Genomic DNA, 24816 nt, shown 5'->3' with positions numbered 1-24816 from the left:
GAAGTGGGTTGGCGGCGCATTTCTCGTGCTTGTCGTGATCGGCGGTATCGCGCGAACGAATGAGAATGCCGGTAGGGCGGGTGCGGCAAAGGGCACGACCGACGTGACCGCTGGTAGTGGTGCCGTGGCGACCGCCGCGACTCCAGAACAAGCTTTGCCAAAGACCCAGCTCGCCTTTCTTGATGTCGTGGCGGACTATCAGGCTCGTTTTCGATCTGCCTCAAGTGAGCTTCAGCAAAGCGCTTCGCGTGACGAACGGCGGACCGCCCTTCTCAATGCCTTCGGTTCACGGCTGACCGTAGATGGCTGGCTCGGCACGCTACATAAACTGGAGACCAACACCGAAGGCAAAGCGATTGTTACCATCCGTCTTGCGCCGAACGTCGATCTGAAAACGTGGAACAACGCTCTCTCAGATGTCATGCACGAGACGATGATCGAGAAGGGTACCCCATTATACACCGCGCTCATGGAGATGGCGGTTGACGATCCTGTCATGGTCTCTGGCAGCTTTGTGCATTCGGACCAAGACGGCGCGTGGGAAACTAGCATGACCATCGACGGTTCAATGACCGCGCCAGAGTTCCTTTTCCATTTTTCAACGATATCAAAGCAGTAGGAGAATAATACATGGCAATGATTAACTGCCCTGAATGTAGCAACACGGTAAGCGATGCCGCCTTCAAATGCCCAAGCTGCGGCGTCCAGCTTCGAAAGCCTAAGCGTAGTTTCTTCGGTAAGCTTTTCAAGTGGTCGTTCATCGCGTTCAATGCGCTGATGCTTGTCTGGTTGGTCAGCGGGGTGAATGCTGCGTCGGATGGGATGAATAGTCTGAATGACGCCGAGCGCGCGGGCTCAGCTATAGGGACAGGGTTGGGTGTCGCCATGATCTTCTCTGTGTGGGTGGTTGGCGACATCATTCTCGGATTGTTCGTGCTGTTTACCCGCGCCAAAACGGCGTGACACACGGTTTAGAGAGGTCTCAACATACAACGATGCTTCGCGCCGCTGCCTCAGTTGATACGCGGCGCGAACATAGGGACAAACGATGGGGTGAAGCACGTGTTGAAATTTCCGCTCATTCTCGCCGGTGCGATAGCTGCCCCGGTTTTGGCTCACGCCAATTGTATTTCAGACGCGGCGACAAAGTTCGAAGCCTTTGCCGCTCGCGAGGTTTTCTCGGAGTTCATGGACGAGCGGGGCAATGAGGTTGTTATTTACAAGCTGAAGAACAGTGACCAGTTGCTCGTTGTAGAGGGAACAGCCAACTGCGTTACCGCAATGAAAACAATGGGTAAGGACGAACTCTCTGAACGATATGGTATTGAAGACGAGTCCGAATGCGAGGAGTGCGCCGGGATCGCGGAAGGCGGCGAAGACTTGCGTCAAACGGCAGATATGGGAGAGGCTGCGGCTGAAAACGTCGAGGGTATGACTCAATACGACAACATCAATGTAGCAGCTTTGTTGGAGCTGTACGAAGCTTACGAAGGCATTCTCGCGTGCTACAAAGCGCGAGAAAACCAGTTCTCAGTGTACCTCACAAAGGGAGAGATGAGACAAGCCGACGTGGCTCTGAAAAAAGACGAGGCAGAAATTCTCAGGCGAGACCCTCGGATCAACAAAGGAGCCGTCGCTGCGCTGGCTAAGGAAGGTAATAAGCTTTTTGCCGCGGTAGTTTTGACTAGTGGCTTACGTGAAGTGAATTACGAGCATCGGAATGCTTGCCGCCAGCTTTTCCAAATTTTTCCGCCGGGAATAGACAAAGCCCAATTGGTTGAGCGCGAAGTAATTGGAAAAGACAACACCGGTGGTGGATTGATAGTCCCAGTTGATCCGCGCTTTCAATGATGGTTATTTTTGAGAAAGCTAATCTACTAAAAAGACGCGGATTCTTTCAAACAGTCTGGATGGGCAGCCTAATTGATAGCCGCGCTACGATTTCCCTCCTTTTGTGATCTCCAATCACCAGACCGACCGGGTCCAGTCGATTTCCCAATCGATATCGTTCATACCTAGGAGGCTAGAGAGCTCGAATACGATATCTCCATCGTCGCCGCACCGCGCAGACCAGCGCTCCCATAACATATCGACCCGACCCGGGGCGGTATCCGTTACTATCAGAGAGAGTATCCCCGCTGCTCGCTTGCTATCGCGTCTGGCTATGCTGATGAAGATGCTCTGCTTCCCGCGACCAAACCCGTTTGATTGCAATGATGATCCTTTCTGATGCCCGCGCTTACGAGCAGCGCTCAATTTAGACAAGGCGATTAAGCTGCCGGACTTCCCAATTTTGCTAGCGCCTCAGCGACGGTTCCATCAGCGAACAAAGCATTAGACCATCGTAGGATTTGGTCATGCATCTGCTGGAGTTGTTCGTCTTCATTGCCAACAAGAAGATCGGTGAGGCTCCGTTGCACGATGACAAGCGTATGTGAGTTTCGATTGATGCCATCGCCTTCGTAGCGCACTACGCCGCCAGTTTCTCGCAAACCCGTGAGCTTCGCGTTGATCGCCTTGTTCGCCGCTGACCTACCAGCAATGCTGGATTGCGCCTCGATCCGCATGAACAAATCGACGCTGTTCCCGCTGCCGTCCGCGAATGGCACTTTGTGGTCACTGTTGTCGTACAAAAAGCCTATGGTGATAGCGCCGTTCCATGACGGCGCTGGTGCGAATTCAAGTGCGAGGCGTCCCCACCGACTCCGAATGTCGAGCTTCGAAGGGTCACGGTACGCATGAGGCAGGAAACCCCAATCGAACTCATGCATTAGCTTGTTTGCATAACGCTCCAAGCGCGGCATGAACGGCTTGGCAACTAGATACGCCGCCGTCATTTCGAGTGTAATTGGCTCGCCGGGGTTTAGACCTTGATTTCGCATGAAGCCAATTAACTCCTCGGTGAAGGCGCACTCGTAGGAAGCGCGTTGCAATTGCTCAAAAATCTGCTCCCATTTAAAGACATGAAATCGTGCGTGCTGGATTCTAGCCGCGTTTTGCCTTGCTGCTCGCCATTGAAGTGAGCGGGCGCAAATAAAAACGAGGTGCGCCTCAAGGCTCCCCGCCAAGAGTCGGTCATACTTCGCGATTTGATCGAACGAATAGGGGGCGTCCCATTTCACTTCTACCAGTATCGTGAAGGTTGCCCCGGAGGCTAGGTCGCCGCGAATTCGGATATCCGGGTAAATCGAGGTGTTCGTCAATTCATTCTTGTATGTGGTGCGGGTCGAAACCTCTACGCTCTCGGAATCAATTTCCTTGCCGATGATCGATCTTAGCCATTCAGCCCGAAAAGCTGCGTTTAAGCGCAGAGTGTGCACAAAGGCTTCTGTCAAGAAATTCTCGGCTGGCGTCGTCTTATCACGAGGCCGCCACGAAAAGAGGGCGCTGAGGAGATTTGGCGTGTCTTGCTGCATCTGTTTCAAATGGAAAATGAGAAGCTATGAACGGTGTGCTTGGGAAGATTTCATGGTCATGACGTCTGAGTTGAAAAAACGCTTGATGCATTGAGCATTCCCAAACTTGATCAACTAATTCCAACTCGCTTGGTATGGCATAGCATTCTCGGGTAAAATACGGAGCAATAATAGTTGCCTCGATATTCCATTTCTTATTCCCATATGCTAATAATCCTTACCAAGGAATTCATAAAATAAGTCATATCAAATTAGTGTGATCCTATAGTCCCAATATTGTGTCGAGAGACTGCTCTCGCTTGTCAGAGAGATTTATTTCTTGCTCGCACCACACGCGTACATTGTCTAACTCGTCCCCAACTCGGGAATTAATCTTAGCGAGCCGGCTCTCGCGCTTTTTCAAAGCAGATTGAACTCGCTCCCGGAGCTTCTCTGTGTCGTCGTTCTTAGTTGTATGGTCTTCAACAGCCGAGACCTCAACGACAATGTCATCATCACCGAAGGTCAAGGCAAGGAAGAGATCCTTCTTGAAATTGACGCTCTTAGCGATCTCCTCGCATACCATAAATATCTCGTGAGCGTACATGAGAGCGCCAGAGTGATGTATGCCAAACGCGCGATGTCCCATCAGTCGATTGATGTTATTAATAAGTTCTTCAACATCCGGATTCATGGAATAGCTAATTGACTCGACTGTGCGATTATTATGCTCGTTCCCGGCGGACAAATGTATGCCATAGTAAGCAGAAACCGCTGCAAGTGAATCGTATCGAAGCTCTTTGCTTCTTGTAAATATATCTGCAGCAGCGATTTTATTGAACAAAGGCTTTATGTATCCATCGACGACGATTCCCTTGTTCATTTCGAAGCACATAAGGAGGACGCTATCGTCGTGCCGGTTCCTTATTCCAGAGAAAATTTCGGGAAATTTGCTCGGATTTAAAATCGTTATTGCGTAAGCGCAAAAATACTCTTGGAATGATCGGTGAATGAAAACATATTTCAATCCCTCTTGTTTGAGAAGATTTACCGTTTCCTCGTAGTCTTTTAATATGTCTTCGGCTTTTTTCGATATTCCGGTCAATTTATTACTTTTATTGATGAGGTCGATCACCTCGGATTTTGTGAATTCAAATTTTTCTTGATGGTAACTAAGCAAGCAAAAACTTGCAAAAGATCGCTGGAATTCGTCGATATCAAGAGTTTTTTCGCGATTAAATGCCTTTGTTGCATCGTGCCACTGAAATAAGGTGGTAAAAGCTTGATCGTAAAATATATTCATCCGCCGTGGGATGTCCATATTCTCCTTAAATGTCATCATCATCATGATTGCTAATAGCGGATTTGAGAGAAAGCTCTTGTTCTGCTCGTAGAACTCTTCATCAAGTTGCTTCTGGAAAAGTTTTTTTGCTGAGGGCTCAAATGGTACAAGCTCAACCAGTCGCTTAACTTTTGCAAGGTCGAACGGAAGGGACTCATACAGGTCAAAGTTCTGCCAGCCCGCAAATCGACGCTCGTACCGGCTCGAAACGACAAATCTGCATAATGGATAGTCACTGCTCAACTGTAATATTTGGCGTTGAGCAGAGTCTCGCTGTGACTGAACTATTTCATCAAAGCCGTCTAAAATAAAACAAAATCGTCCTGAACTGCAAAAGTAGGAAAACAAGTCATTGTCGAGCTCCTTTTTCCTCGAAATCGAGAGACGAATGAATGATTTAAGATCGAAATTAGTGAGATCGTTTAATTTTCTCAATTCTATAAATATCGGTGTCAATTCTCCGGCGTTTTTAAATAATGTAAGCCAAAGATGGCGCATGAAAAATGTCTTTCCAGCGCCCCCATTGCCGTTAATAACGACATTTTTTCCCTCACGTACGCGATAAATTACCTTTTCGTCATCAACAATATTGTTATCGCATGTAAACGCTGACTGCACGTATACTGAGTATAACTCGACGTCTTTATCCTTTTGCGAAAGAAGTCTAACGTAGGCGTTTCGCTGATACGCATCTTTCATGAACGGCGCAAAATCTTCGAATATTTTCGCCCACGCGTCCTTTGCCATTGATGTGGCTTTCGCGCTCACGCTGTTAAATGCGTTGGTCACTAAGGACGTGAATGCTGCTGTGGCGACCTTATTCATGTCTACGATATCACTCATTCTGCCCTCGCCATCAAAAAGTGATGCCAGTGTAGCGATTTTTGGAGTGACTTCAAAATGTAGAGTTGCACCATATGAAATGGTCAACAGAAAAGGCTCTACTTGTAGGCGGCTTCTTGGGTGCGCAGAGCAAGTCGTACAAGGGGGGGCTCTTTGCTATCAGGGCTGTACTCACGTCTCTGTCGCTGAGGGCATCGTCTTCAACGCTCGCAAGGTAAGTTGGATTGCGGAATACCGGACCTAAGAACGATGAGCTGCCAGCATTCAGTTGTCGTTACTAATCCATTCTTCGCGTACTTGGGCGGTTCAAAAACGACCGATATCGAACCATTGTGAAATCATAGTGTTTCGGTGGTTCAAAAACGTGTTTGACTGATTTATGAACCATTGTTATTTTGTGACAGGTATTTGAACCAGTTTTGGAGACCTGTTGCGAATGAGCCGAACCTTTGCGTACTGCCGAGTAAGCACGAACGAGCAGACAACGGCAAACCAGATGCTGGAAATTAGCGCCAAATTTGAAGTCGCCCCACACCGCATTTTCGAAGAAAGCATCTCCGGCTCAAAGCCTGCCGATGAGCGTCCGATCTTCAAGGCCCTTCTCGACAAGATGGAAGAAGGGGACCGACTGGTCGTTGTGAAACTGGATCGTCTCGGTCGAAATGCCTACGACGTGCAGAAGACAGTCGAGGAGCTTTCCAAGCGCGGAATAGAGGTTCACTGCCTTGCACTCGCCGGTCTCGATATGGGGACAGCTATCGGCGGAATGTTATTCAAGATTATCGCGGCATTTGGTGAGTTCGAGCGCGACCTAATCATTGAGCGTACCAATGCGGGCCTCGCGAGAGCCAAGGCTGAGGGAAAGGTGCTTGGTCGTCCGAAGTCTCTCTCAGATGCGCAAAAGATCGAGGCGCGCAACGCTGTGAAGGGCGGCGCGTCGTTCCGTTCGGTAGCGAAATCGATGAAGGTTAGCCACGCAACTGTCATGCGTGTTTGCGGTGCGATTTAACCGACGTCCGATCCCTCGCACTGCTTGCCACAGTGATGAGATGTCGATCATCGAAGTTCGTTGTGATTGATATAAGCGTGACCCAAGCGTGACAAGCACGTGACCCATAAGCAAAAGCTGAATCTTTTTTGAGTTAGTTTAAGCTTGAACTATTAGCATGCTGCGGCGAGCGCGGAAAACGTCATGCGGCAAAGGTTGCGCTCTTACCCGAAAATTCCTTTAGCTTGTTCTTTGAACGTCTCCAGAGTTTTTGCCCGGATAACTCTCTGTTCCTGCTCAGTTAAGTCGATATTTTGCTTACGCAATTCACTATGGAGTTTCGCCGCGAAGAAAGCACCGGCACTCTTTTTAGTTATGTCAAGACTCGGATCGAGCAGTACCGATTGTGCAATCTGAATTGCAGCATTCCATTGTCGCTCCTCTTCAGTCATGCTGGAGCGCGACAAGCGCTGGATATCGTCTCTGAGTGTATTGATCTGCCTGATGATGTAGTCACTGGAGCCGATAACCTCAGTCCCAATTCCAGCAACCTTGAACCGCCCAAAGTGACCAATGAAAGGTGAGTAGTCTGGCTCCTTGGCTTTACGATCTATCGTTGCCGCTATTACTTCCGTCACCTTTTTCTGAAGAGCGCGAACATCGTCATATCTGAGGTCGGCACGGTATTTGATGTGTTCGATGGGAGACGTGTCGAATGAATAGTCTGTCTGGTCGTCAATGATGACAATCGTCGGCTTATCGAATGCTAACCGAAGCCCAAGCTCAAACATGACGTTCGCATTCTTGCCGCTCACATCACAGACAACAATCGGGTCGTCATAGAGGTTCTGGACTATGCGTGAATGGATGACACCAATGTCTTCGCTTTCACTCACGAGACGCGGACGATAGCCAGCTGCCGTGATTGCCTCATCAAGCACAAGGCGCACGCGATCCCAATGTGTCTTCTCATAAGGGCCCATCGCCGATATCGGCATGATGATGCCACAGAAGGGCATTTCCACCGTCGCTTCAGCGTCGGTCTGGTTTTCCGGCTGTGCCTTCGATTTGGCTTGTGTCATTCGCGTCGTCCCATAGCTCGTGGCGAGCAGGATAGGCGAATTCAATCAGTCGTGGCAATATCAAGAGAGGTTAGGAGGTATCGTGCTAAGAAGATCAGCGGTTTGCCCGTGCCTGAAACACTGTCGCGTAGAGGCTGTCCGGGCGCTGCATCGCCATCGACTTAAGGAAGCGGTCATATGTGCCGTACCAGACGAACCTGAATGCGCCAGCGATGACGGACAACATGACTGCGGTTGTACTAGCGACCACCCAAACCGGCGAGGAACCCGAAAATGCGGAGTAAAAGAACAGTGCGACCGCCGCGACCAGCGAGCAATAGACGGCGTAGTTCAGCACTCTCGCCAGCCGGTACTCACGGTGGGCGAGTTTATGAAGATCAACTAAAGCTTCGGTGAATGGCAATGCGATATCCTTCGACGGTCTCTGCGCTGCAATATGACAAGCCGATGACACGTTTCGCCCCCGGTGTCACGGATTTGGTGTCGTCTTATCAATCGTTCGCAACGTAATCTCGGTGAGGGCATCTGCAACGGTTTCTACGGGATGTACACGGCAGTAGTCGGTAAGCCTACGCTCCAATTCTGCTACATCGGCATTGGGCATCAGATCGGTCGTTCGATCTGTGTCGTAGGTCAGCCATATGTTCAGGGCGCTTATAAAGCCTGCACTCCAGTCCAAAGCCGCTGATCGCTTACCCTGATCGCTGTTGAATTCTTCACAAGCGGTCGTGCCAACACCCCAACTGCGAACGGCTTGCGCATATGACGGCGTGGCGGTCGAGATGACCAACCCTATGGCGATTGCCGCCATACGTGTGCCCAAGTTCATTTTGTCGTGACCCCGCCTTTACGCACTTCTGGCAACATCGTATAATGAGCGGATACGGATTGACCAGCTTTGGCGGTCTCTGTTGTCCCCCTTGATAAAACGGAACTGCGGCGGCTTCCTTGTGAAGACGGGCGCAACTCATGCAAGCGGATACCGGCAGAACGGTACGGGTGGACTCCAATCGGTAACGGTTGACGCCTTCGGCTTTTCCAGCGGTCGGCAGACAAGTCCAGTGGTTGGCAGGGTCGGCAGAAGGGACCAGTGGTATCCAGTTCGACCTTATGATTGGTAGCGTTGAACAGGCTCCTACAAGTAATATCAGGATTCAACAGGAACTATCAGTTCGCCATCAGGTAATGGTTGGTCCTTCCTTTTACCAAAATTATACGACCAATTAGCTTGGGGCGCGAAGCGACCCAACGCCGTAGGCGGTATTCTATCCCATGGGATTTGGTAGGTACTGGTGGAAAGGAAAACCGTTTATTGGTTTGGGGTACATAAAGCCGAGTGAGCCGTAAGGCGAACGAGACGACAATGACGGGTAGGTTTGACCTTTACCCCTAAAGAACTTTTGGTAAGGAATCACCTCTTCTAGTTCCTATTGTTACTTAATGTGCCTTCGGCTTGGTCCGCCTATCGGCGTCCCAACTAACTAGTTGTATATCTTTTATTGAATAAGTTACCCGTTGCTTCACTAAGTCAAATGAAGAACATTTAACCTTTATAATATAAGAGGTTATCCGTTCCTCAAGAGGTACGATGGCGGTCAGTAGCCGTCATGAGTTGCGCCCGTCTTCATCTTTTGAATGTCCAGTCGGGCACCAATTCCACCGCACGCAAAGATTTCGCGCATTCCTGCAAACAACGCGAACATTGCGCACCAATCGATATAAAAACGCATAAATTCGTCGCCCGCTTTACCGGGTCGGCACCTAAATACATTTGATGACAAAGAAATCGGCTTGGAATCGATCTTCAATCATCAAGGTCGATAAGTCGGTTTCAGTCACGATACCTCAAATCTAAGTAGCTAAAGCGAAAATGAAGGGTAGTAGGGACTTTCCAAGCCGGTCCTTACAACCTTTTCCGTTTTTAGCACTTAGTCAATTTAGAGGTAAACCATATGACTATTGAAACACCAACCTTTTATAAAGTCAGCGCACATGCCGGGTCTGGAAAGACATACAGTTCGCACCTGTCCATCAAACGCAATCCCGGCAAGTACACGATTGCCACTCAGACGAACGGACTGTCGGAACAGCAAAAGGACGACCTTGCCGAACTTGGCATAAAGGCGCGCGTCATTAGCTTGAAGAACAACAAAGAGAAGACATGCACCGAGCAATACGTTCGACACTGCAAAGACCTGCGTACGAGCGTGGCAATCGTCAATCAGAAGGTTGCCCTTCAAGCCCTCTACCAGACCATCGCTGATGAACAAGTTTCGGTGACGATTGACCAACACCTAATCGTTGATGAGTTTCCGTCGCCCGTCGAAAAGTTCGTTCTAAACGAAGGCGTATCCGGAACGCGCGCATTTCTGGCGAATCTGATCGTCGCCGAAAAGTGCGAGTATGCGGATTATCTTGAAGTGATTGCGACCGATGAAATGGCGGCACATGCCGAACTCGGCAAACAGAATTCGACGCTTCACGATCATGTAATCCAGATTTGCAAACTCAGTGTTTCAAAGCACCATAGGGTGTTCGTATCGAAGACCAATTACGAGAACTTTTCATCCGGATTGAGTGACGAAGAAGGTATGTCGCCGGATGACGAGAATTCAAAGCAGCGGCTGACCCTGTACGCTTGGCTTCAGCCCTCAATTCTTAGCGGCTATAAGTCTGTGACGTTCATGGGCGCAAATTTCGAATATCAGAAGCTGTTCTACTATTGGCGTGATAAGGTGAACTGGTTGCCGCATCCGGAAATCAAGGGTGAGCGCTATGACGACTTCGCGCACAAGGCACCGCTGATCGAATTCCAACACATGAATGAAGACGGCATCACGTCGTGGAATTACCTGTACAAGAAGGTCGGCTATGATGGTTTCAAGGAGTCGCTGGCGGAAACCATCGAGAAGGAATACCCCGGTCAAAAGTACCTCGTGACGTTGAGCGCCAAGGACGATGGCTATTGGTCATCGCCGAATGGCACCGTACTCTCCCCCAATCCGGTCGGCATTAATGCCTTCCAAGACCATCATATCGGCGTCCATATCGCGCCGTTGAATCCGTCTGACATGGATAACAAGATTTGGGAGGCGGTCGCCGGCGTCTCAAAGGCTCAATTGATGGTCTCGCAAGCTATCGAGATGCAGTATCAAGCGTTCACCCGCACGGCGGTTCGCGATGGGAAACGTTACAAGGAAGGCGAGAAGCCCAAGCCCCTCGTGTTCGTGACGCTCGATTTGGCTTTGGCTAATGTACTGCGCGAGATTTTTGGCGTCGATAAGCCATCGCGATTGCTCGTGGTCCCGGCGCTTACAGAATACGTGAAGCCAAAGCGCAAAACCCGCAGCGACAAGAAGACCGATGAAGAGAAGCGGGCGAACAAGAATGAATGGCAACGAAAGAAGCGTGCGGCTGCAAAGGCGGCGGCGCTGGAAATCCGCGCATAAGTGTCGGGCAACCTTCGCCAGCTATCGGCTTATTTCCATGATTTGTGCAGCGAGAAAACGAGCGTGATACAACAGGGCAAGCTGCTTTATGATGCGCTGCGTGAACGCGGGTGGCAGGAGCGCTATTTCCAGCGTTCGTCACCCGACCGCCCGTTTGCTCGCATTGGGATATCGTTCGTGAAGCGGTCGTCTGTGTTCGAACCCCGGCACTTCATTGACCGGCTTCGAAGCCCGGGTGCTTCGCTGCACTGCTCTCTGGTCATTGGTCGCAAATTCAGTTTGAAGAAATCAGATGACCCAACATTTCTGGCGGCACGGTGGGTTGAGGATGAGCGTTTCCCCTACGGCGCAACCATGCACGTTCTGACGTACCGTCTGACCGATATGACGGCATACGAGGAAGGTGACGGGTCGCGCCTCTACTCCGTTGCCTATGCTGCTCTTGGCGACACCATGGCAGTAAGGCTGTTCGGGTGAGGGGCGTAACGCTGAACGCGCTCGCTTAACGGTCGCCATCCCTCACGGACGATACTTGGCGACGTAATGCGGGTTCTCACCGCCGCTGATTACGCCGTCTTCCTCGTTCCATTTGAGGTGGTTGGTCTCCAAGGCGGGGTCTATGCTATCCATCACCTCTTCGCTGGTGAGGTCAGTGCAGGCGAGCCTTTCGATGACGTGACGGATTTGGATAATCGTAAAATCGCGTTCCTTTAGTTCGCGCTTCCAAATCTCCTCCACGCCGTCGTACTTCGTAATAACCCAAACGCCTGCCATTGTGCGCTCCCTATTGCCATACGGGGAGGCATATCCCGCATTCGCCTCATCTTCCGTATCAGTTCAGGTACATGTATGCCCCAATTGCGACGAACGGCGACATCACAAGTAGTGCCAGTCCCGCCACGACGAAGACGCCAAGTGCACCTTCACCTGTGACTTCGAATAGGTCGCGGAATTTGAAATGAATCTTGCCGGGAGCTTTCATTGTGCAGCGGTCCTTTCACCAAAAAGAAAAAATTGGTTTCTGGACCGCTTCTGCTTCGCATCAGAACCAATGCCCGGATTCCCGTCAAGGGCTGGTTTGTGGACGAAGTGCGAAGCATATATCTTGCGCGTACGCCTGTGGAAAATGGGGGTGCGCATAATGCTGCGTAAAATCAGTAAGTTGCGGTCCGCTTCTTACATTCTCGGCGGTGTTATTGGGGGAAAACGGAAAAAATCACTGGTAAATTTACCCCTTTCTTTCGCCAATCCTCAATACCCCGCCTTCCGCCAGCCTGCCGCCCGGGCGTCTTCTTCCGAGCAAAACCAGCGTTCCCCCTTTCCGGTGCTTATACGCGTGTCATTGTAATAGTGCTGACCGGGCGCGTGGAAGATGCGCTTGCCGCCATCATACGAGATGTTGCCTTTTATATTGCAGGCAGGGTCGTACCATTCGCGCGGGATGAACGCATAGCCGCCCATTGTTAGGAAGCTACCGAGAGACGCACAGACGACGAGGAAGGTGAAGTTGCTCATGCCGCCGTTTTAGCGGCTCTACGTTGCAATCGCCTTGGAAAAATAGATAAAGTTGGAATGGGACGCCACGACGGCGGCAACAAACCCAGACTTTCGACCGTCTTCAAACTGCGACAAATGTCGTCTAGAATGCGCCACGTGAGCAGCGATCTTCAGTTGACGATGATGTTCATTTTGGTTGGCGCAATTTGGATTGCCGCCGCCATGGCTATCGGTTGGCTTTTGGTCCATCGACCGTGATCAGTTCAGCCTTAGCACCGATTTGAAGGGCACCGTCTCGACAACGTTGCCCGTTTCGTCGGCGATCTCGAACCGCTGACCGTCGATGTGCTCATTCGCAATCAGATTCTCTGCCAGCATCTCCCGCGCCGCCTTTCGGGCGTCCACAACTGCGTCTTCAAGAGAAGCAAAAAGCAAGCCTTCATGGTCAATTTCATGAACGTCGCCGTCGCGAATATGGAAATAAAACCGTGGCATAGTCCGTGAAATCAAAAACCGCCCGCAATGTTCCACACGATCCCATAGCGCTGTCCGCGTCCTCAAAAATTTTTATCCGGGATGCATCCGGTTTGCATGCTTATGCGTAATTGCACGCGAGCAGGAGCAAACATGCAGACTTTGTACGCATATCAAGTCAGTCCCGGCAGCGATGAAAACCTCTTTTTCGCAATGTCGCCAGAGCAGTGCAGGGCGGTCGCAATAGAGCAGCGCAAAGAGCTAAGGCGGGATTTAGATGCAGACCACATCGCACCCATGGCGATCTACGAATGTCTTCTTCGTGTTGATCTGAGGTCGCTGCTTGACATCCTCAATTTTCCGGAAGACGGCTATCGGCGACTGCTCGTGTCGAAAAAGATGATCGGGCTGGTTGTCGATTAGGCGTGACGGGAGGAAGCGCGTTGGCAAAGGCTGAACCGACTAAGAGATTGCACGCACTGATCGACCATCTCGACGCCGTGCAGTTTCGCCTTTGTCCTACGGGTGTTGGGCTGAAGACCGCAATCCGCGCTCGTGATTTAGGCTTTGTTGAATTCGATGACGATGAGGCCGACCGGTGGACATATAGACTCACCGACAAAGGTGCCGCCTACCGGGCCTGCATGCAAAACACCCACGAATTCGTACCCTTGTTCCCGCAGCCCATGCACCTTAGGGCAGGGCGCAAGTCTGTGACATAACGATCGTTGCCGAGCCGTCCCGCCAGTTCCCATCTATCAACCCTGCCTGTGCGCTCACACGCGGAACAGTGTCCGCCCAACTCGATACTTTGAAGAAGGTCGCAGAGCCTTGCGCGCTGACCCGCAAGGTAGCTTTCAAGGTCCATCCAATTCGGGTCGCGGCACGCCATGTTCCTATTATGTTCCAGCGACGAGTTGAGTCAACGCTTGAGAAATCTGTCCGGTGCACTACATCAAATCCATCGGCAGCATACTTTAGGGCGCTGCTTTGGAGCTTAACGACCTTCGCCCCGATTCAGGAGGTGAAGGTATGTCCTTCCACTTGGTACAACTATTCGACGAAAACGATAAATGGGTTGTCCTCATAGTCGAGGATGGCGAAGAAACGCGTCACTCGTTCGACATAGAGCAACACGCGCATAGCTTCGCGGACGGTCAGCGCATTAGGCTTGGGTTGCCGCCTCTCGGTCAGCACGTCAGCAACGCGCGCTTGAACGGCGGCGGCGCGCTATCTCAATAGACGGAAGCCTCCTCCGTGGCATCCGGGAGAAGGGCGAGTGATTGCTGGAGCGATTGCGCGCCTTTTTCATATGTCCGCTACCGTACGAGCGTCGCGCCGGTCGTTCTTTTGACCAATTGGTGGTGCGTAGGTCCGCTATCGTCGGAACCAACCCAAGCCCCATGCCCGGGTTTCGGCGGTGGAAGCCGGGGCGCTGCGACGTTCCCCGGCTTTTCCGTTTTCGGGGCTTGAAGCCGCCTAGCGAGGCACTATCTCGAAGTTGTCGCGGTTGTGTTCCCCCAGAGCCAGCCCCCCGCGACAAAGCCGGGGTAGTGCTTTGCAACACTCCCCGGCTTTTTCGTTCGACATTCGTTCGCATTGGCGTATGGTGTCTTCACCGGTCGCCATCGGTACGGGCGCGACCATGAGAGTTGACAGCTTTCGCCCCTAATTTTAGGAGGCAAAGCTATGTCACGTAGCTCTGTTGTGGTTTTCGCTGAAAATGAGGAATGGTCGGTAATCGTCATCGAGAATGATGGCGAGTCCAGTCATCCGTTTCGCTTTCAGAAGCACGCGTCGTCGTTCGCAAACGCTCAGCGCGCCCGTCTCGGTTTTCCCATGATCGATTTCGCTGCATGCGGCAACGCCAACCTGCCGATTGCGGCGCGATAGTTTCAAAGGTCCATTGGGGGACCCGGCGCGGCTGTTGTTTAGCGTAGCCGCGCCTTTCAATTTCGTTGAGATAAACGCGATTTTATATTCAGCCAAAGGTGCCGAAGTACCACTTCACTAAAATAGCGCAGATTCCGGTTCTGAAAGCCCTGATTCTCAGGCGGTTCGTAGGACATTAGGTTTTCACAGCCCTTGACGCGTTCGAACAGCGCTATTGCTTTCGCGTGGTCTTCTTCCAAACCCGCTTCAATAGCGGTCAGGTCTTCGCAAAGTCGCGCTCATCCATATTCTTCTGATCAATCTCATAGTCATCAAGCGAGGACAGGTTCGCGTACGGGACACCAAGGGTATCCGCATACGTTGCAGCTTCATCCAGCGTCCGGAACGTCTTCTTCACGTCGCCAAGTTTAACGACATAGCCGCGAAACGTTTCCGGCTTGAATTCGTCATAGTCAGCGGAGATGAAAGCAATTTCTTCATTTTCATTCGTCATTCCAATTTTCCTTCCTGTTTTAATCGAGCATCGTCACTTCGTTGAAAATCCGGTCGCGGTTCTTTTTGTGCCGTAGAGCGGATTCCCAAAACTTGTATTTCTTCAGACCTTCAATCAGTCGGTCGTACTGTTTGAAAAAATCGTCTCGTGTTTTCGTGTCGAGAACGAGAGTTTCGTAAGTGTATTCCATTTTCATATCCTGCTATTGGATATGAACGTCTTTCATAATGTAAGATTTCGCTTCAGTTCATATGCTGGTTAGTTGGTTTCTGGTTTATTTTCGACTTCTGCAAACGCCTTAATCATCGCGTCCTGCTTGTTCTTCAAGCTGTAGCCTTCGCCATAGTGCATGGAGTGTCGGTTCGCGCTCATGTGACCCATCAGCGAGTCTTTGAGCGTGTCGTTGCAGCCAGATCGGCGAAGAACATCTGCGAAGCGGTGGCGGTAGGAATACCAAGTCTTCCCCGGCGTCGTCGCCTTGATCAGCTTATTGAACGAAGCTGAAAGCGTCTCAGAGCCGTTGTGGCGTCGATATCCGGGGAAGCCCACTTCATCAGCCTTGGCGCGTCGCGCAGCTTCCAAAGCTACCGGCATCAACGGAATGTCTCGGTGCCTCTCTTTCCCGCCCTTCACCTTGGCGCGCATGGCGTTTGGACGGATCGCGACGTACGGCACTTCAGCGTCGAGGAACCAGTCTTCCGGCATCGTGTAAGCCAGTTCTTTGCACGTCGTCCCGGTCCACTCCGCGATGGTTGCGAGGTTCTTCAGTTCCTCATTCGCTTCGGATTCCGCGATCCGCTTCCGTACCGCAACGATTTCATCTTCGGTGAAGGCAGGGCGCTTTCCAGCTTCGCCGCCGTTGTTCTCGATTGTCACTTTTTCGAAAGGATTGATCGCGTCCGGTGCCTCTACATCAATGATTTTCTGAAGGATTAGCTTCAACCACATGATTTTCTTTTTGGCGGTATCGACCTTGATCCTTTCAGCATCGACTTCCCCAGAAAGGTGCGCCGCGAATTTAAAGCCGTCGCGGCGGGTGATCTTCAGCGCTTCAAGATCGCCGACAACCTCAATGAAGGAGTTTACGGCTTCGGCGTAGGGACGCCACTTCTTGTCGCGGGACCGAGCGTCGAGGTTTGACCACTTGCCCGCTGAAAGAACTTTGTATTCGTGTAGCGCTTGTGAGAGACGCAACCCGGGGGTCTCGTAAACGCCTGCAAGGGTTGCCGCATCAACGGCTAAAAGCTTGCGCATCGACTTTGCGACCTTCAGGCGTGGTGCCAACAGTTTGATCGATTCCGTCACTGCTGCCGCTGCCATCTCATTATCCGAATGGCGCGAGACACCGAGTTTCGCCTGACCTTCGCGGGTCTGTTCAGGCGTCACCTGTTCGTCATTGCCATCGTCGGGTGCGTCAAAGCGATTTTTCCAGTCCCGGAAACGGTCGCTGAACTTCTTCTTAGCCTCGATTGGGCAACGGGTACGCAACGACTCCCATTTTTGCTTCCCGTACTTTGCCCATTTGGCGGGCGGAACCACGAGCCGCAAATAATAAGTCCCGTTTCTAACGACCAAATATTTCGCATCTGCATGTGCTGTCATGTTCGTAATTCTTTTCCATAGGTTATCTTTCTGGCGAACGCCTTGCGTTGCCGGTTTCATATTCGTATGTGCGCGGATACCTCAAATGTTTCGCTGCCAAATGGCGTCCGGAACCAATCAAATTTTGAGGAATGGCTAATCGTAGCCCTATCATCGCCAAGCGTCAAGACTAAATCGAACCAGACCCGAGATTTTCTTTTTATAGAGGCTTTGGCGTTGCATAAACAAAAATGACCAGAACTTGAAATGATTATAAATTCCGCAAGGTGTACTTCAATGCGAAGGAACGTGACAAATATCACGTCGTAAGCTCAGAAACTGTGCTCGACACATAGGCAAACGATGGGGTGATCCACGAACCGTTTATGTAACAGTTTGTGTAACAGAAAGCCCAAAAATGGAGAAGACGTTGATTTTTCAATGGGTTATGGCGGAAGAGGTGGGATTCGAACCCACGGTAGACTCTCGCCTACGCCGGTTTTCAAGACCGGTTCCTTAAACCACTCGGACACTCTTCCATCGTTCGAGCGGTCTTCTTTTCCCGGTTTTGGAAAAGCGTTGAAACCGCTGTCGCGGTTGCCTCTCGACGCTGCGGCTTTTTAGCAGCTTTGAGTGCATCGTCAACGCAAGAGATGCCGCGCCGGAAGCGATGTCGGCGCGGCGGTACAACTTTTCCCGACTTGTTGCTGACGTATTGTACTCGTAGTTTGGCGAAGCACCCGAAAGCAATGTTGCCGGATGGATGCGAACAGGGGAGGCGGCAATGATGGAAGTGCTTCGAGACCCTACGCATATCGGCATGTTCGAGCCTCAGGATCTCGATATCCTGCAAGGTGTTTTCGCGCGGTTGACCTCCGTCCAGACCTTCAAGCTCGATGAAACGCGGGCGCGGTCTTTGGCGCGGTCGATCATCACGCTGTATCGCCACGGCGTGCGTGACCCGGATCAGTTGGTCGATGTGCTGCAAGTGCGCACACCGTGACGGGATTTTCGGGAGGCGCGCCGACGTCGCCTCCCGCCGCATGCATTAACCAAGTAGAAACCATAACTCACCGAAGCTGTCCTCCGGCCACGCGTTCGTTCGCAATTTTGCCATCTTACTGGCATGATTAACGTACTGTTATTTACTGAGTGGCATTGACGGCCAACTTGCAGGGGCAAGGCAATTGGCTGGCGCACCGTCGGGGACAATAGCGGCGTGGGACACAACAACATCTCGAAGAATGCGACCCGGTTCGGCTTGGGCTTGAGGTTGCTGACGATACCGCTGGTCTGCGCCGGGCTCGCCGCCTGTGCCACGACGACCGCGGCCCCCAAGAAGAAGGTCCGCAGCAAGGAATTCTTTGCTGAATCCGAATATGGCGTGAAGGCAAGCCCGCGCGTCGTGGAAGAAGGCCAGCCCGTGCCGAAGGGCGGCGGCCGCTATCAGCTCGGAAAAGCCTATCAGGTTCGCGGCAAGTGGTATCAGCCGAAGGAAGAGCCGGGCTACAACAAGACCGGCCTTGCCTCCTGGTATGGCTCCGCCTTCCATGGCCGCCGCACCGCCAATGGCGAGGTCTACGACCGCTACCATCTGTCCGCCGCGCATCCGACCTTTCCGCTGCCGAGCTATGCGCGCGTCACCAATCTGGAAAACGGCACCTCGGTCGTCGTGCGCGTCAATGATCGTGGTCCCTATCACGAAGGCCGCGTGATCGACGTCTCCTCCAAGACCGCCGACCTGCTCGACATGAAGCGCACCGGCACGGCCAAGGTGCGCGTGCAATATGTCGGCAAGGCGCCGCTGGAGGGCAACGACATGCCCTATCTCATGGCCTCCTATGTCACCAAGGGCTCGCGTGTTCCCGCCGTCGATCCGGGCGGCCAGATCGCGACCGGCGTAATGGTGGCATCCGCCGACAGCCGCAGCTTGCCGTCCGAGGAAGAGAATGTGCTGCGCGTGCCGGACCAGAGCACGATGACGGCGCTCAACAAGACAGAGGCGACGTCCGACGCCTTCCAGGCGATGGAACAGCAATTCGTGCTGCTGCCGGAAATCGGCCCGCTGCCGATCGAGCGGCCGAATTACGTACCGCAGCTTTCCTCCCAGCCGAGCTATGCGGCGGCCTATGCCGACGAGCGCGTGCGCGATGCCGCAGGCGCTTTCGATGCCATCCTGACGATGGACGGCCAGCTGACGCCGCTCGCCGCGCTCGCCGACAACGCGGGCTGATTGCCCGCGCAGACCGTCACTGCTAGGTCCTCACGGACTTTTGCGGGGATTGCGTCAAAGCCGTTTGCGTGGTGCGCGCGGCTGTGGGAGTGTGACGGCATCCGGAGTCGCCATGCATCGCCGTCTTTCTGCCGTCCTTCTTTTCTTACTAATGTTGCTGGGCGTCGCCCACGCCCAGTCTGCCGCACCGCAGGCCGGTTTCGACGTGAAGGCCAAGCAGGTCTATCTCATCGAGGCGGAGACCGGCACGGTGCTGTTTGCCCGTGCGGAGGACGACCTGGTGCCGGCCGCCTCGCTTGCCAAGCTGATGACCATGGCGACGGTTTTCAAGGCGCTTTCCGCCGGCGAGATCACGCTGGAGACACAGTATCCCGTCACCGAATATGCGTGGCGTACCGGGGGAGCCCCCTCGCGCACCTCTACCATGTTTGCGGCGCTGAAATCCAATATTCGCGTGGAAGATCTCGTGCGCGGCGTCACCGTGCAGTTCGCCAACGACGCCTGCATCATTTTCGCCGAGGGCATGGCGGGCTCGGAAGCGGCCTTCGTCACCCGCATGAACAAGGAAGCGCGGGATCTCGGCCTCAGGAAATCCACCTTCGCCAATGCGACCGGCCTGCCGAACCCGGACAACAAGGTGACGATGCGCGAGATGGTCGACCTCGCCCGGCACCTCGAGACGACCTATCCCGAACGCATGGCCTATTATCTCGAGCCGGAATTCGAGTGGAACAAGATCAAGCAGCGCAACCGCAACCCGCTGCTGGCGCTCAATATCGGCGTGACCGGTTTTGTCACGGGTTTCTCGGAGGAGGGCGGCTATTCCATCGTGGCGGCCGTCAACCGTGACGGCAAGCACCTGGTGCTGGCCATGGGCGGCCTGGAGAACGACAAGGTTCGCATCGAGGAATCGCGCCGGATCATCGAGTGGGCGCTGTCCTCCTTCGAGCGGCGCACGCTGTTCAAGCAAGGCGAAGCAATCGCCGATGCCTCCGTCTATGGGGGCGATGCCTCGACCGTGCCGCTTGTCGCGGGCGAACAGGTCGACTTGTTCCTGCCGAAGGACAATTCGCAAAAGCTCGTCGCCCGCGTCGTTTACACCTGGCCTGTGCGTGCGCCGGTCACGCCGGACACCGCGGTCGGCACGCTAAAGATCTGGAACGACAAGCAGCTTCTGCGCGAAGTGCCGGTGAAAACGGCAGGCGCGGTGGGCGAGGGTACCTTGCGCATGCGGGCACTGGATGCGCTGATCGAGCTGTTCTTCTTCTGGATCTGAGACGGGATGAACCGGCCAGGGGCGAAAAGCGTTTCGCCGGCCGGAAACATCAGTTAGTAGTGATCCGACTCGTCTCCGCCCTGGCGGATTTGTCGGAAGGGCTGGAACGCAGCCACTGGAACGGAAACAGGATTTGTCGGCCGCACCCGGTTTGTTTGTTACGTTTGAAGGCGGCGAAGGCGCCGGAAAGTCGACGCAGATTCGGCTTCTGGCAGAGGCGTTGCGTGCACGCGGGCTGACCGTGCTGATGACGCGCGAGCCCGGCGGTTCCAGAGGCGCAGAAGCCGTGCGCCATGTGTTGCTCTCCGGTTCTGCAGAGGCTTACGGCGTCCGTATGGAGGCGATCCTGTTTGCCGCCGCGCGCAGCGATCATGTCGAGCAGGTCATCCGCCCGGCACTCGCGGCCGGCACGGTGGTACTCTGCGACCGTTTCATGGATTCCTCCCGCGTCTACCAGGGCATTACCGGCAATCTGGAGCAGCCCCTCATCGAGGCGCTGGAGCGCGTGGCGATCCATGGCGTGGTGCCGGACTGTACCATCATCTTCGATCTCCCCGCCGCTATCGGCCTCGAGCGTGCCCGAAAGCGGAGCGCCGATGTCGACACGGGCAGCGAACCAGACCGCTTCGAAAAGGAAGAGCTGGAGACGCACGAGAAGCGTCGCGAAGCCTTTCTCGATATCGCCGAGCGCGAACCGCTGCGCTGCCGCGTGGTGGACGCGACCTTGACGCCGGAGGCGATCGCCGCGCAGGTGCTCGCCATCGTCGAACCGCTGCTGCCGATCAACGCGCACGGCCATTCCGATCCGGAGCACGTTTCGTGAGCGAGGATCGTCCCGGCATTCTCGATGGCGCGGTGCATCCGGCCGAGCAGACGAAACTGTTCGGCCATGCCGAAGCGCAGGATTTTCTGGCGCGGTCCTATCGCTCCGGCAAGGGGCACCATGCGATCCTGATCGAAGGACCTGAAGGCATTGGCAAGGCGACGCTCGCCTTCCGCTTCGCCAACCACGTTCTGCATTATCCGGAGCCAACCGAAGCGCCCGACCGTATCGCCGATCCGTCGCCGTCTTCCCCCATCACGCGCCAGCTCGCCGCCGGCGCCTCGCACAACCTGCTGCATCTCACGCGGCCAGTGGACGAGAAGAGCGGGAAGGTGAAATCGGCGATTACCGTGGACGAGGTGCGCAAGGCCGGAAAATTCCTGGCGCAGACGTCCGGCACGGGCAACTGGCGCATCGTCATCATCGACCCGGCCGACGATCTCAACCGCAACGCCGCCAACGCCATCCTGAAGATCCTCGAGGAGCCACCGAAGCGCTCGCTCTTCCTCGTGCTCACCCATGCATCGGGCAAGCTGCTACCGACCATCCGCTCGCGCTGCCTGCCGCTCGCGCTGTCGCCGCTCCCGGAAGACGACCTTGCCGCGGCGCTCGACAGCCTCGGCGCGACGCCGAGCGGCCCGCGGGCAGGCGAGGTAATCGCCGCCGCCCATGGCAGCGTTGCCGAAGCCCTCAAGCTCACCAACTACGGCGGCTTCGATATCGTGGAAGCTTTCCGCACCATCGTCGCCGCGCCCGCCGAGCCGCCGCGCCGCGATGTGCACAAACTCGCCGACGTGCTCTCCGCCAAGGACAGCGAAACCGTCTTCTCGTTCTTCTGCCAGCACGCTACCGATTTCGTGACGGACGCCGCCCGCACCGCAGCGCTTGCCGGCGACATCGCCCGCGCCGATCGCCTCGCGCACCTGTCCTCGCAGCTCGGCGAGCGCATCGCCATCGCGCAGGGCTACAATCTCGATCGCAAGCAGACGATCATCACCGTGCTCGACGACATCAGGGCGTCGCTTTAAATCAACTTGCTGTTTCCCTCTGCGCCTGCATGGTCTAATACCTTGCGGCATTGCACAACCGAAGACAGAACGCACCTCCATGACCGACACGAACCGCTTCTACATCACGACCGCCATTTCCTATCCGAACGGCAAGCCGCATATCGGCCATGCCTATGAGCTCATCGCGACGGATGCCATGGCGCGTTACCAGCGGCTCGACGGAAAAGACGTATTCTTCCTGACCGGCACGGACGAGCATGGCCAGAAGATGCAGCAGACGGCGCGCAAGGAAGGTATTTCGCCGCGCGAACTCGCGGATAGAAACTCCGCCGAATTCAAGCAGATGGCCGTTCTTCTGAATGCATCGAATGATGATTTTATCCGCACGACCGAGGAGCGCCACTACGAGGCCTGCGCCGAGATCTGGCGCCGCATGGAAGCCAATGGCGACATCTACAAGGGTGGCTATGCCGGCTGGTATTCGGTGCGCGACGAGGCCTACTATCAGGAAAGCGAAACCGAGAAGCGCGACGACGGCGTGCGCTACGGTCCGCAGGGCACGCCCGTCGAATGGGTGGAGGAGGAGAGCTACTTCTTCAAGCTCTCGGCCTATCAGGACAAGCTCCTGAAGCACTACGAGGACAACCCCGATTTCATCGGTCCGGCCGAGCGCCGTAACGAAGTGATCTCCTTCGTCAAGTCGGGCCTGAAGGACCTGTCGGTTTCGCGCACGACCTTCGACTGGGGCATCCCGGTTCCGGGTGATCCGGCTCATGTCATGTATGTCTGGGTCGATGCGCTGACCAACTATGTCACCGCGACCGGCTATCTCACCGATCCCGAGGGACCGCGCGCAAAATACTGGCCGGCGAATATCCATATCATCGGCAAGGACATCATCCGCTTCCACGCCGTCTACTGGCCGGCCTTCCTGATGTCGGCGGGCGTGCCGCTGCCGGAGCGCGTCTTCGCCCATGGTTTCCTGCTCAACAAGGGCGAGAAGATGTCGAAGTCGCTGGGCAACGTGGTCGACCCGGTCAATCTGGTGAACCATTTCGGCCTCGACCCGATCCGCTACTTCTTCCTGCGCGAGGTCTCCTTCGGCCAGGACGGCAGCTACAGCGAGGAGGGCATCGCAACCCGCATCAATTCCGACCTCGCCAACGGCATCGGCAACCTTGCCAGCCGCTCCCTGTCGATGATCGTTAAGAACTGCGACGGCCAGGTGCCGGAATGCGGCGACCTCTCCGATGCCGACCGCACCATGCTCGCCTCCGTCGATGCGCTGTACGCGATCACCCGCGAAGAAATGGGCAAGCAGCAGATCCACAAGGCGCTGGCGGCCATCATCGCCGTCGTCTCGGAGGCCGACCGCTATTTCGCCGGCGAGGCGCCCTGGGCTCTGAAGAAGACCGATCCGGTCCGCATGGGTACCGTGCTCTATGTGACGGCGGAAGTGGTGCGCCAGATCGCCATCCTGCTGCAGCCGTACATGCCGCAATCGAGCCGCAAGCTGCTCGATCTCGTGGCGGCTCCAGTCGAGAAGCGCGACTTCTCCGCATTGGGCGAGGCGGGCCGTCTCGTTGCCGGCACGCCGCTGGAAGCGCCGAGCCCGGTCTTCCCGCGCTACGTCGCACCCGAGGCTTGAGGCCGACATGCTGATCGATACCCATTGTCATCTGGATTTTCCGGATTTCGCCGTGGAGCGCGACGATATCGTCGCGCGCGCACACGCGACGGGCGTCAGGCAGATGATCACCATCTCGACGCGGGTGAAGAAATTCCCGGATATCCTGGCGATCGCGGAAACCTATCCATCCGTGTTCTGCTCGGTCGGCACGCATCCGCACAATGCGGACGAGGAACTGGACGTCACGGTCGCCGAACTCGTTGAACTCTCCAAGCATCCGCGCGTCGTGGCGATCGGGGAGGCGGGTCTCGACTATTTCTACGACAACGCGCCGCGCGAGGCGCAGGCGATCGGCCTCGTCAACCACATCGCCGCCGCCCGCGAGACCGGCCTGCCGCTCGTCATCCACAGCCGCTCGGCGGACGAGGACATGGCGGCGATCCTGACGGAGGAAACGGCGAAGGGCGCCTTTCCTTTCCTGCTGCACTGCTTCTCTTCCGGCCCGGAGCTTGCCCGCATCGGCGTGGAACTCGGCGGCTACGTTTCCTTTTCCGGCATCCTGACTTTCCCGAAATCGGAAGAGCTGCGCGAGATCGCAAAGACCGTGCCGCTGGAGCGCATGCTGGTGGAAACCGACGCGCCCTATCTCGCGCCGAAACCCTTCCGTGGAAAGCGCAACGAGCCGGCCTATGTCGCGCATACGGCCGCCGTTCTGGCCGAAACCGTCGGCGTCAGCGTGGAGGAGATCGCCCGCATCACCACGGAAAACGCCTTCCGCATCTTCTCGAAGATGCCGCGGGTGTAGCC

General features: G+C 54.6%; 25 protein-coding genes and 1 tRNA gene. 15 read left to right on the top strand and 11 right to left on the bottom strand.

Annotated features, from left to right (window positions below; all coding sequences use genetic code 11):
• The first annotated feature begins 25 nt into the window (after nucleotides 1–25).
• The 3 genes from ACOZKU_RS16440 to ACOZKU_RS16430 all read left to right on the top strand — a co-directional run bounded on the left by ACOZKU_RS16440 (nucleotide 26) and on the right by ACOZKU_RS16430 (nucleotide 1851).
• Nucleotides 26–619: a hypothetical protein gene (locus ACOZKU_RS16440; RefSeq protein ID WP_421579754.1), complete on the top strand. Its 594-nt coding sequence runs from the start codon at nucleotides 26–28 to the stop codon at nucleotides 617–619.
• A gap of 11 nt (nucleotides 620–630) precedes the next feature.
• Complete coding sequence (locus ACOZKU_RS16435; RefSeq protein ID WP_421579753.1) at nucleotides 631–963, top strand: hypothetical protein; 333 nt, start codon at nucleotides 631–633, stop codon at nucleotides 961–963.
• Between the two features lie 99 nt (nucleotides 964–1062).
• Nucleotides 1063–1851, top strand: coding sequence for a hypothetical protein (locus ACOZKU_RS16430; protein WP_421579752.1), 789 nt, complete (start codon nucleotides 1063–1065; stop codon nucleotides 1849–1851).
• Between the two features lie 419 nt (nucleotides 1852–2270).
• On the opposite strand, the gene ACOZKU_RS16425 is transcribed toward ACOZKU_RS16430, so the two are convergent.
• Nucleotides 2271–3335, bottom strand: coding sequence for a hypothetical protein (locus tag ACOZKU_RS16425; RefSeq protein WP_421579751.1), 1065 nt, complete (start codon nucleotides 3333–3335; stop codon nucleotides 2271–2273).
• 343 nt (nucleotides 3336–3678) lie between these two features.
• A complete protein-coding gene (locus ACOZKU_RS16420; RefSeq protein WP_421579750.1) occupies nucleotides 3679–5667 on the bottom strand; it encodes an NACHT domain-containing protein in 1989 nt (662 codons plus the stop codon).
• 349 nt (nucleotides 5668–6016) lie between these two features.
• Here ACOZKU_RS16420 and ACOZKU_RS16415 point away from each other — a divergent pair, with 349 nt between their 5' ends.
• Entirely contained in the window at nucleotides 6017–6589 is a 573-nt protein-coding gene (locus ACOZKU_RS16415) for a recombinase family protein (protein ID WP_421579749.1), read from the top strand.
• Nucleotides 6590–6792: 203 nt separating this feature from the next.
• On the opposite strand, the gene ACOZKU_RS16410 is transcribed toward ACOZKU_RS16415, so the two are convergent.
• The 3 genes from ACOZKU_RS16410 to ACOZKU_RS16400 all read right to left on the bottom strand — a co-directional run bounded on the left by ACOZKU_RS16410 (nucleotide 6793) and on the right by ACOZKU_RS16400 (nucleotide 8461).
• Nucleotides 6793–7650: a hypothetical protein gene (locus ACOZKU_RS16410; protein WP_421579748.1), complete on the bottom strand. Its 858-nt coding sequence runs from the start codon at nucleotides 7648–7650 to the stop codon at nucleotides 6793–6795.
• Nucleotides 7651–7744: 94 nt separating this feature from the next.
• Nucleotides 7745–8053, bottom strand: a complete 309-nt coding sequence (locus tag ACOZKU_RS16405; RefSeq protein ID WP_421579747.1) for a hypothetical protein — start codon at nucleotides 8051–8053, stop codon at nucleotides 7745–7747.
• Between the two features lie 66 nt (nucleotides 8054–8119).
• Nucleotides 8120–8461, bottom strand: a complete 342-nt coding sequence (locus ACOZKU_RS16400) for a hypothetical protein (RefSeq protein WP_421579746.1) — start codon at nucleotides 8459–8461, stop codon at nucleotides 8120–8122.
• A 1141-nt stretch (nucleotides 8462–9602) separates the two neighbouring features.
• On the opposite strand from ACOZKU_RS16400, the gene ACOZKU_RS16395 reads away from it, so the two are divergent.
• Nucleotides 9603–11099 carry a hypothetical protein gene (locus ACOZKU_RS16395; protein WP_421579745.1) on the top strand — a complete coding sequence of 499 codons (1497 nt, stop codon included), beginning with the start codon at nucleotides 9603–9605 and terminating at the stop codon, nucleotides 11097–11099.
• On the top strand, nucleotides 11100–11576 hold the full coding sequence (locus tag ACOZKU_RS16390) for a hypothetical protein (protein WP_421579744.1): 477 nt from the start codon (nucleotides 11100–11102) through the stop codon (nucleotides 11574–11576).
• Between the two features lie 42 nt (nucleotides 11577–11618).
• On the opposite strand, the gene ACOZKU_RS16385 is transcribed toward ACOZKU_RS16390, so the two are convergent.
• The 3 genes from ACOZKU_RS16385 to ACOZKU_RS16375 all read right to left on the bottom strand — a co-directional run bounded on the left by ACOZKU_RS16385 (nucleotide 11619) and on the right by ACOZKU_RS16375 (nucleotide 13091).
• Nucleotides 11619–11873, bottom strand: a complete 255-nt coding sequence (locus ACOZKU_RS16385; protein ID WP_421579743.1) for a hypothetical protein — start codon at nucleotides 11871–11873, stop codon at nucleotides 11619–11621.
• A gap of 477 nt (nucleotides 11874–12350) precedes the next feature.
• Nucleotides 12351–12560 carry a hypothetical protein gene (locus ACOZKU_RS16380; protein ID WP_421579783.1) on the bottom strand — a complete coding sequence of 70 codons (210 nt, stop codon included), beginning with the start codon at nucleotides 12558–12560 and terminating at the stop codon, nucleotides 12351–12353.
• 294 nt (nucleotides 12561–12854) lie between these two features.
• Nucleotides 12855–13091, bottom strand: a complete 237-nt coding sequence (locus tag ACOZKU_RS16375; protein ID WP_421579742.1) for a DUF6894 family protein — start codon at nucleotides 13089–13091, stop codon at nucleotides 12855–12857.
• Nucleotides 13092–13223: 132 nt separating this feature from the next.
• Here ACOZKU_RS16375 and ACOZKU_RS16370 point away from each other — a divergent pair, with 132 nt between their 5' ends.
• Nucleotides 13224–13493: a hypothetical protein gene (locus ACOZKU_RS16370; protein ID WP_421579741.1), complete on the top strand. Its 270-nt coding sequence runs from the start codon at nucleotides 13224–13226 to the stop codon at nucleotides 13491–13493.
• Between the two features lie 1266 nt (nucleotides 13494–14759).
• Nucleotides 14760–14963, top strand: coding sequence for a hypothetical protein (locus ACOZKU_RS16365; RefSeq protein ID WP_421579740.1), 204 nt, complete (start codon nucleotides 14760–14762; stop codon nucleotides 14961–14963).
• Between the two features lie 256 nt (nucleotides 14964–15219).
• On the opposite strand, the gene ACOZKU_RS16360 is transcribed toward ACOZKU_RS16365, so the two are convergent.
• The 3 genes from ACOZKU_RS16360 to ACOZKU_RS16350 form a co-directional block, all read right to left on the bottom strand.
• A complete protein-coding gene (locus ACOZKU_RS16360; protein ID WP_421579739.1) occupies nucleotides 15220–15456 on the bottom strand; it encodes a hypothetical protein in 237 nt (78 codons plus the stop codon).
• A 258-nt stretch (nucleotides 15457–15714) separates the two neighbouring features.
• Complete coding sequence (locus ACOZKU_RS16355; protein WP_421579738.1) at nucleotides 15715–17058, bottom strand: DUF6538 domain-containing protein; 1344 nt, start codon at nucleotides 17056–17058, stop codon at nucleotides 15715–15717.
• A gap of 428 nt (nucleotides 17059–17486) precedes the next feature.
• A tRNA-Ser gene (locus ACOZKU_RS16350) sits at nucleotides 17487–17576 on the bottom strand.
• 245 nt (nucleotides 17577–17821) lie between these two features.
• Here ACOZKU_RS16350 and ACOZKU_RS16345 point away from each other — a divergent pair.
• The 7 genes from ACOZKU_RS16345 to ACOZKU_RS16315 all read left to right on the top strand — a co-directional run bounded on the left by ACOZKU_RS16345 (nucleotide 17822) and on the right by ACOZKU_RS16315 (nucleotide 24814).
• Nucleotides 17822–18040: a hypothetical protein gene (locus tag ACOZKU_RS16345; protein WP_117371099.1), complete on the top strand. Its 219-nt coding sequence runs from the start codon at nucleotides 17822–17824 to the stop codon at nucleotides 18038–18040.
• 216 nt (nucleotides 18041–18256) lie between these two features.
• Entirely contained in the window at nucleotides 18257–19270 is a 1014-nt protein-coding gene (locus ACOZKU_RS16340; protein WP_421579737.1) for a septal ring lytic transglycosylase RlpA family protein, read from the top strand.
• A gap of 112 nt (nucleotides 19271–19382) precedes the next feature.
• Nucleotides 19383–20546 carry a D-alanyl-D-alanine carboxypeptidase family protein gene (locus ACOZKU_RS16335; RefSeq protein ID WP_421579736.1) on the top strand — a complete coding sequence of 388 codons (1164 nt, stop codon included), beginning with the start codon at nucleotides 19383–19385 and terminating at the stop codon, nucleotides 20544–20546.
• 133 nt (nucleotides 20547–20679) lie between these two features.
• Nucleotides 20680–21369: a dTMP kinase gene (gene tmk / locus ACOZKU_RS16330; protein WP_421579735.1), complete on the top strand. Its 690-nt coding sequence runs from the start codon at nucleotides 20680–20682 to the stop codon at nucleotides 21367–21369.
• Nucleotides 21366–22397 carry a DNA polymerase III subunit delta' gene (locus ACOZKU_RS16325; RefSeq protein WP_421579734.1) on the top strand — a complete coding sequence of 344 codons (1032 nt, stop codon included), beginning with the start codon at nucleotides 21366–21368 and terminating at the stop codon, nucleotides 22395–22397. The genes tmk and ACOZKU_RS16325 overlap by 4 nt, the downstream gene beginning before the upstream one ends.
• 79 nt (nucleotides 22398–22476) lie before the next feature.
• Complete coding sequence (metG, locus tag ACOZKU_RS16320) at nucleotides 22477–24027, top strand: methionine--tRNA ligase (RefSeq protein ID WP_421579733.1); 1551 nt, start codon at nucleotides 22477–22479, stop codon at nucleotides 24025–24027.
• A gap of 7 nt (nucleotides 24028–24034) precedes the next feature.
• Nucleotides 24035–24814, top strand: coding sequence for a TatD family hydrolase (locus ACOZKU_RS16315; RefSeq protein WP_421579732.1), 780 nt, complete (start codon nucleotides 24035–24037; stop codon nucleotides 24812–24814).
• Nucleotides 24815–24816 lie beyond the last annotated feature (2 nt).

Source organism: Shinella sp. M31 (genome assembly GCF_049199205.1).
In the GTDB taxonomy this organism is placed as follows: Bacteria; Pseudomonadota; Alphaproteobacteria; order Rhizobiales; family Rhizobiaceae; genus Shinella.
The sequence above is the reverse complement of the archived record's forward strand: the minus strand, read 5'-3'. Positions and strand labels throughout refer to the sequence as shown.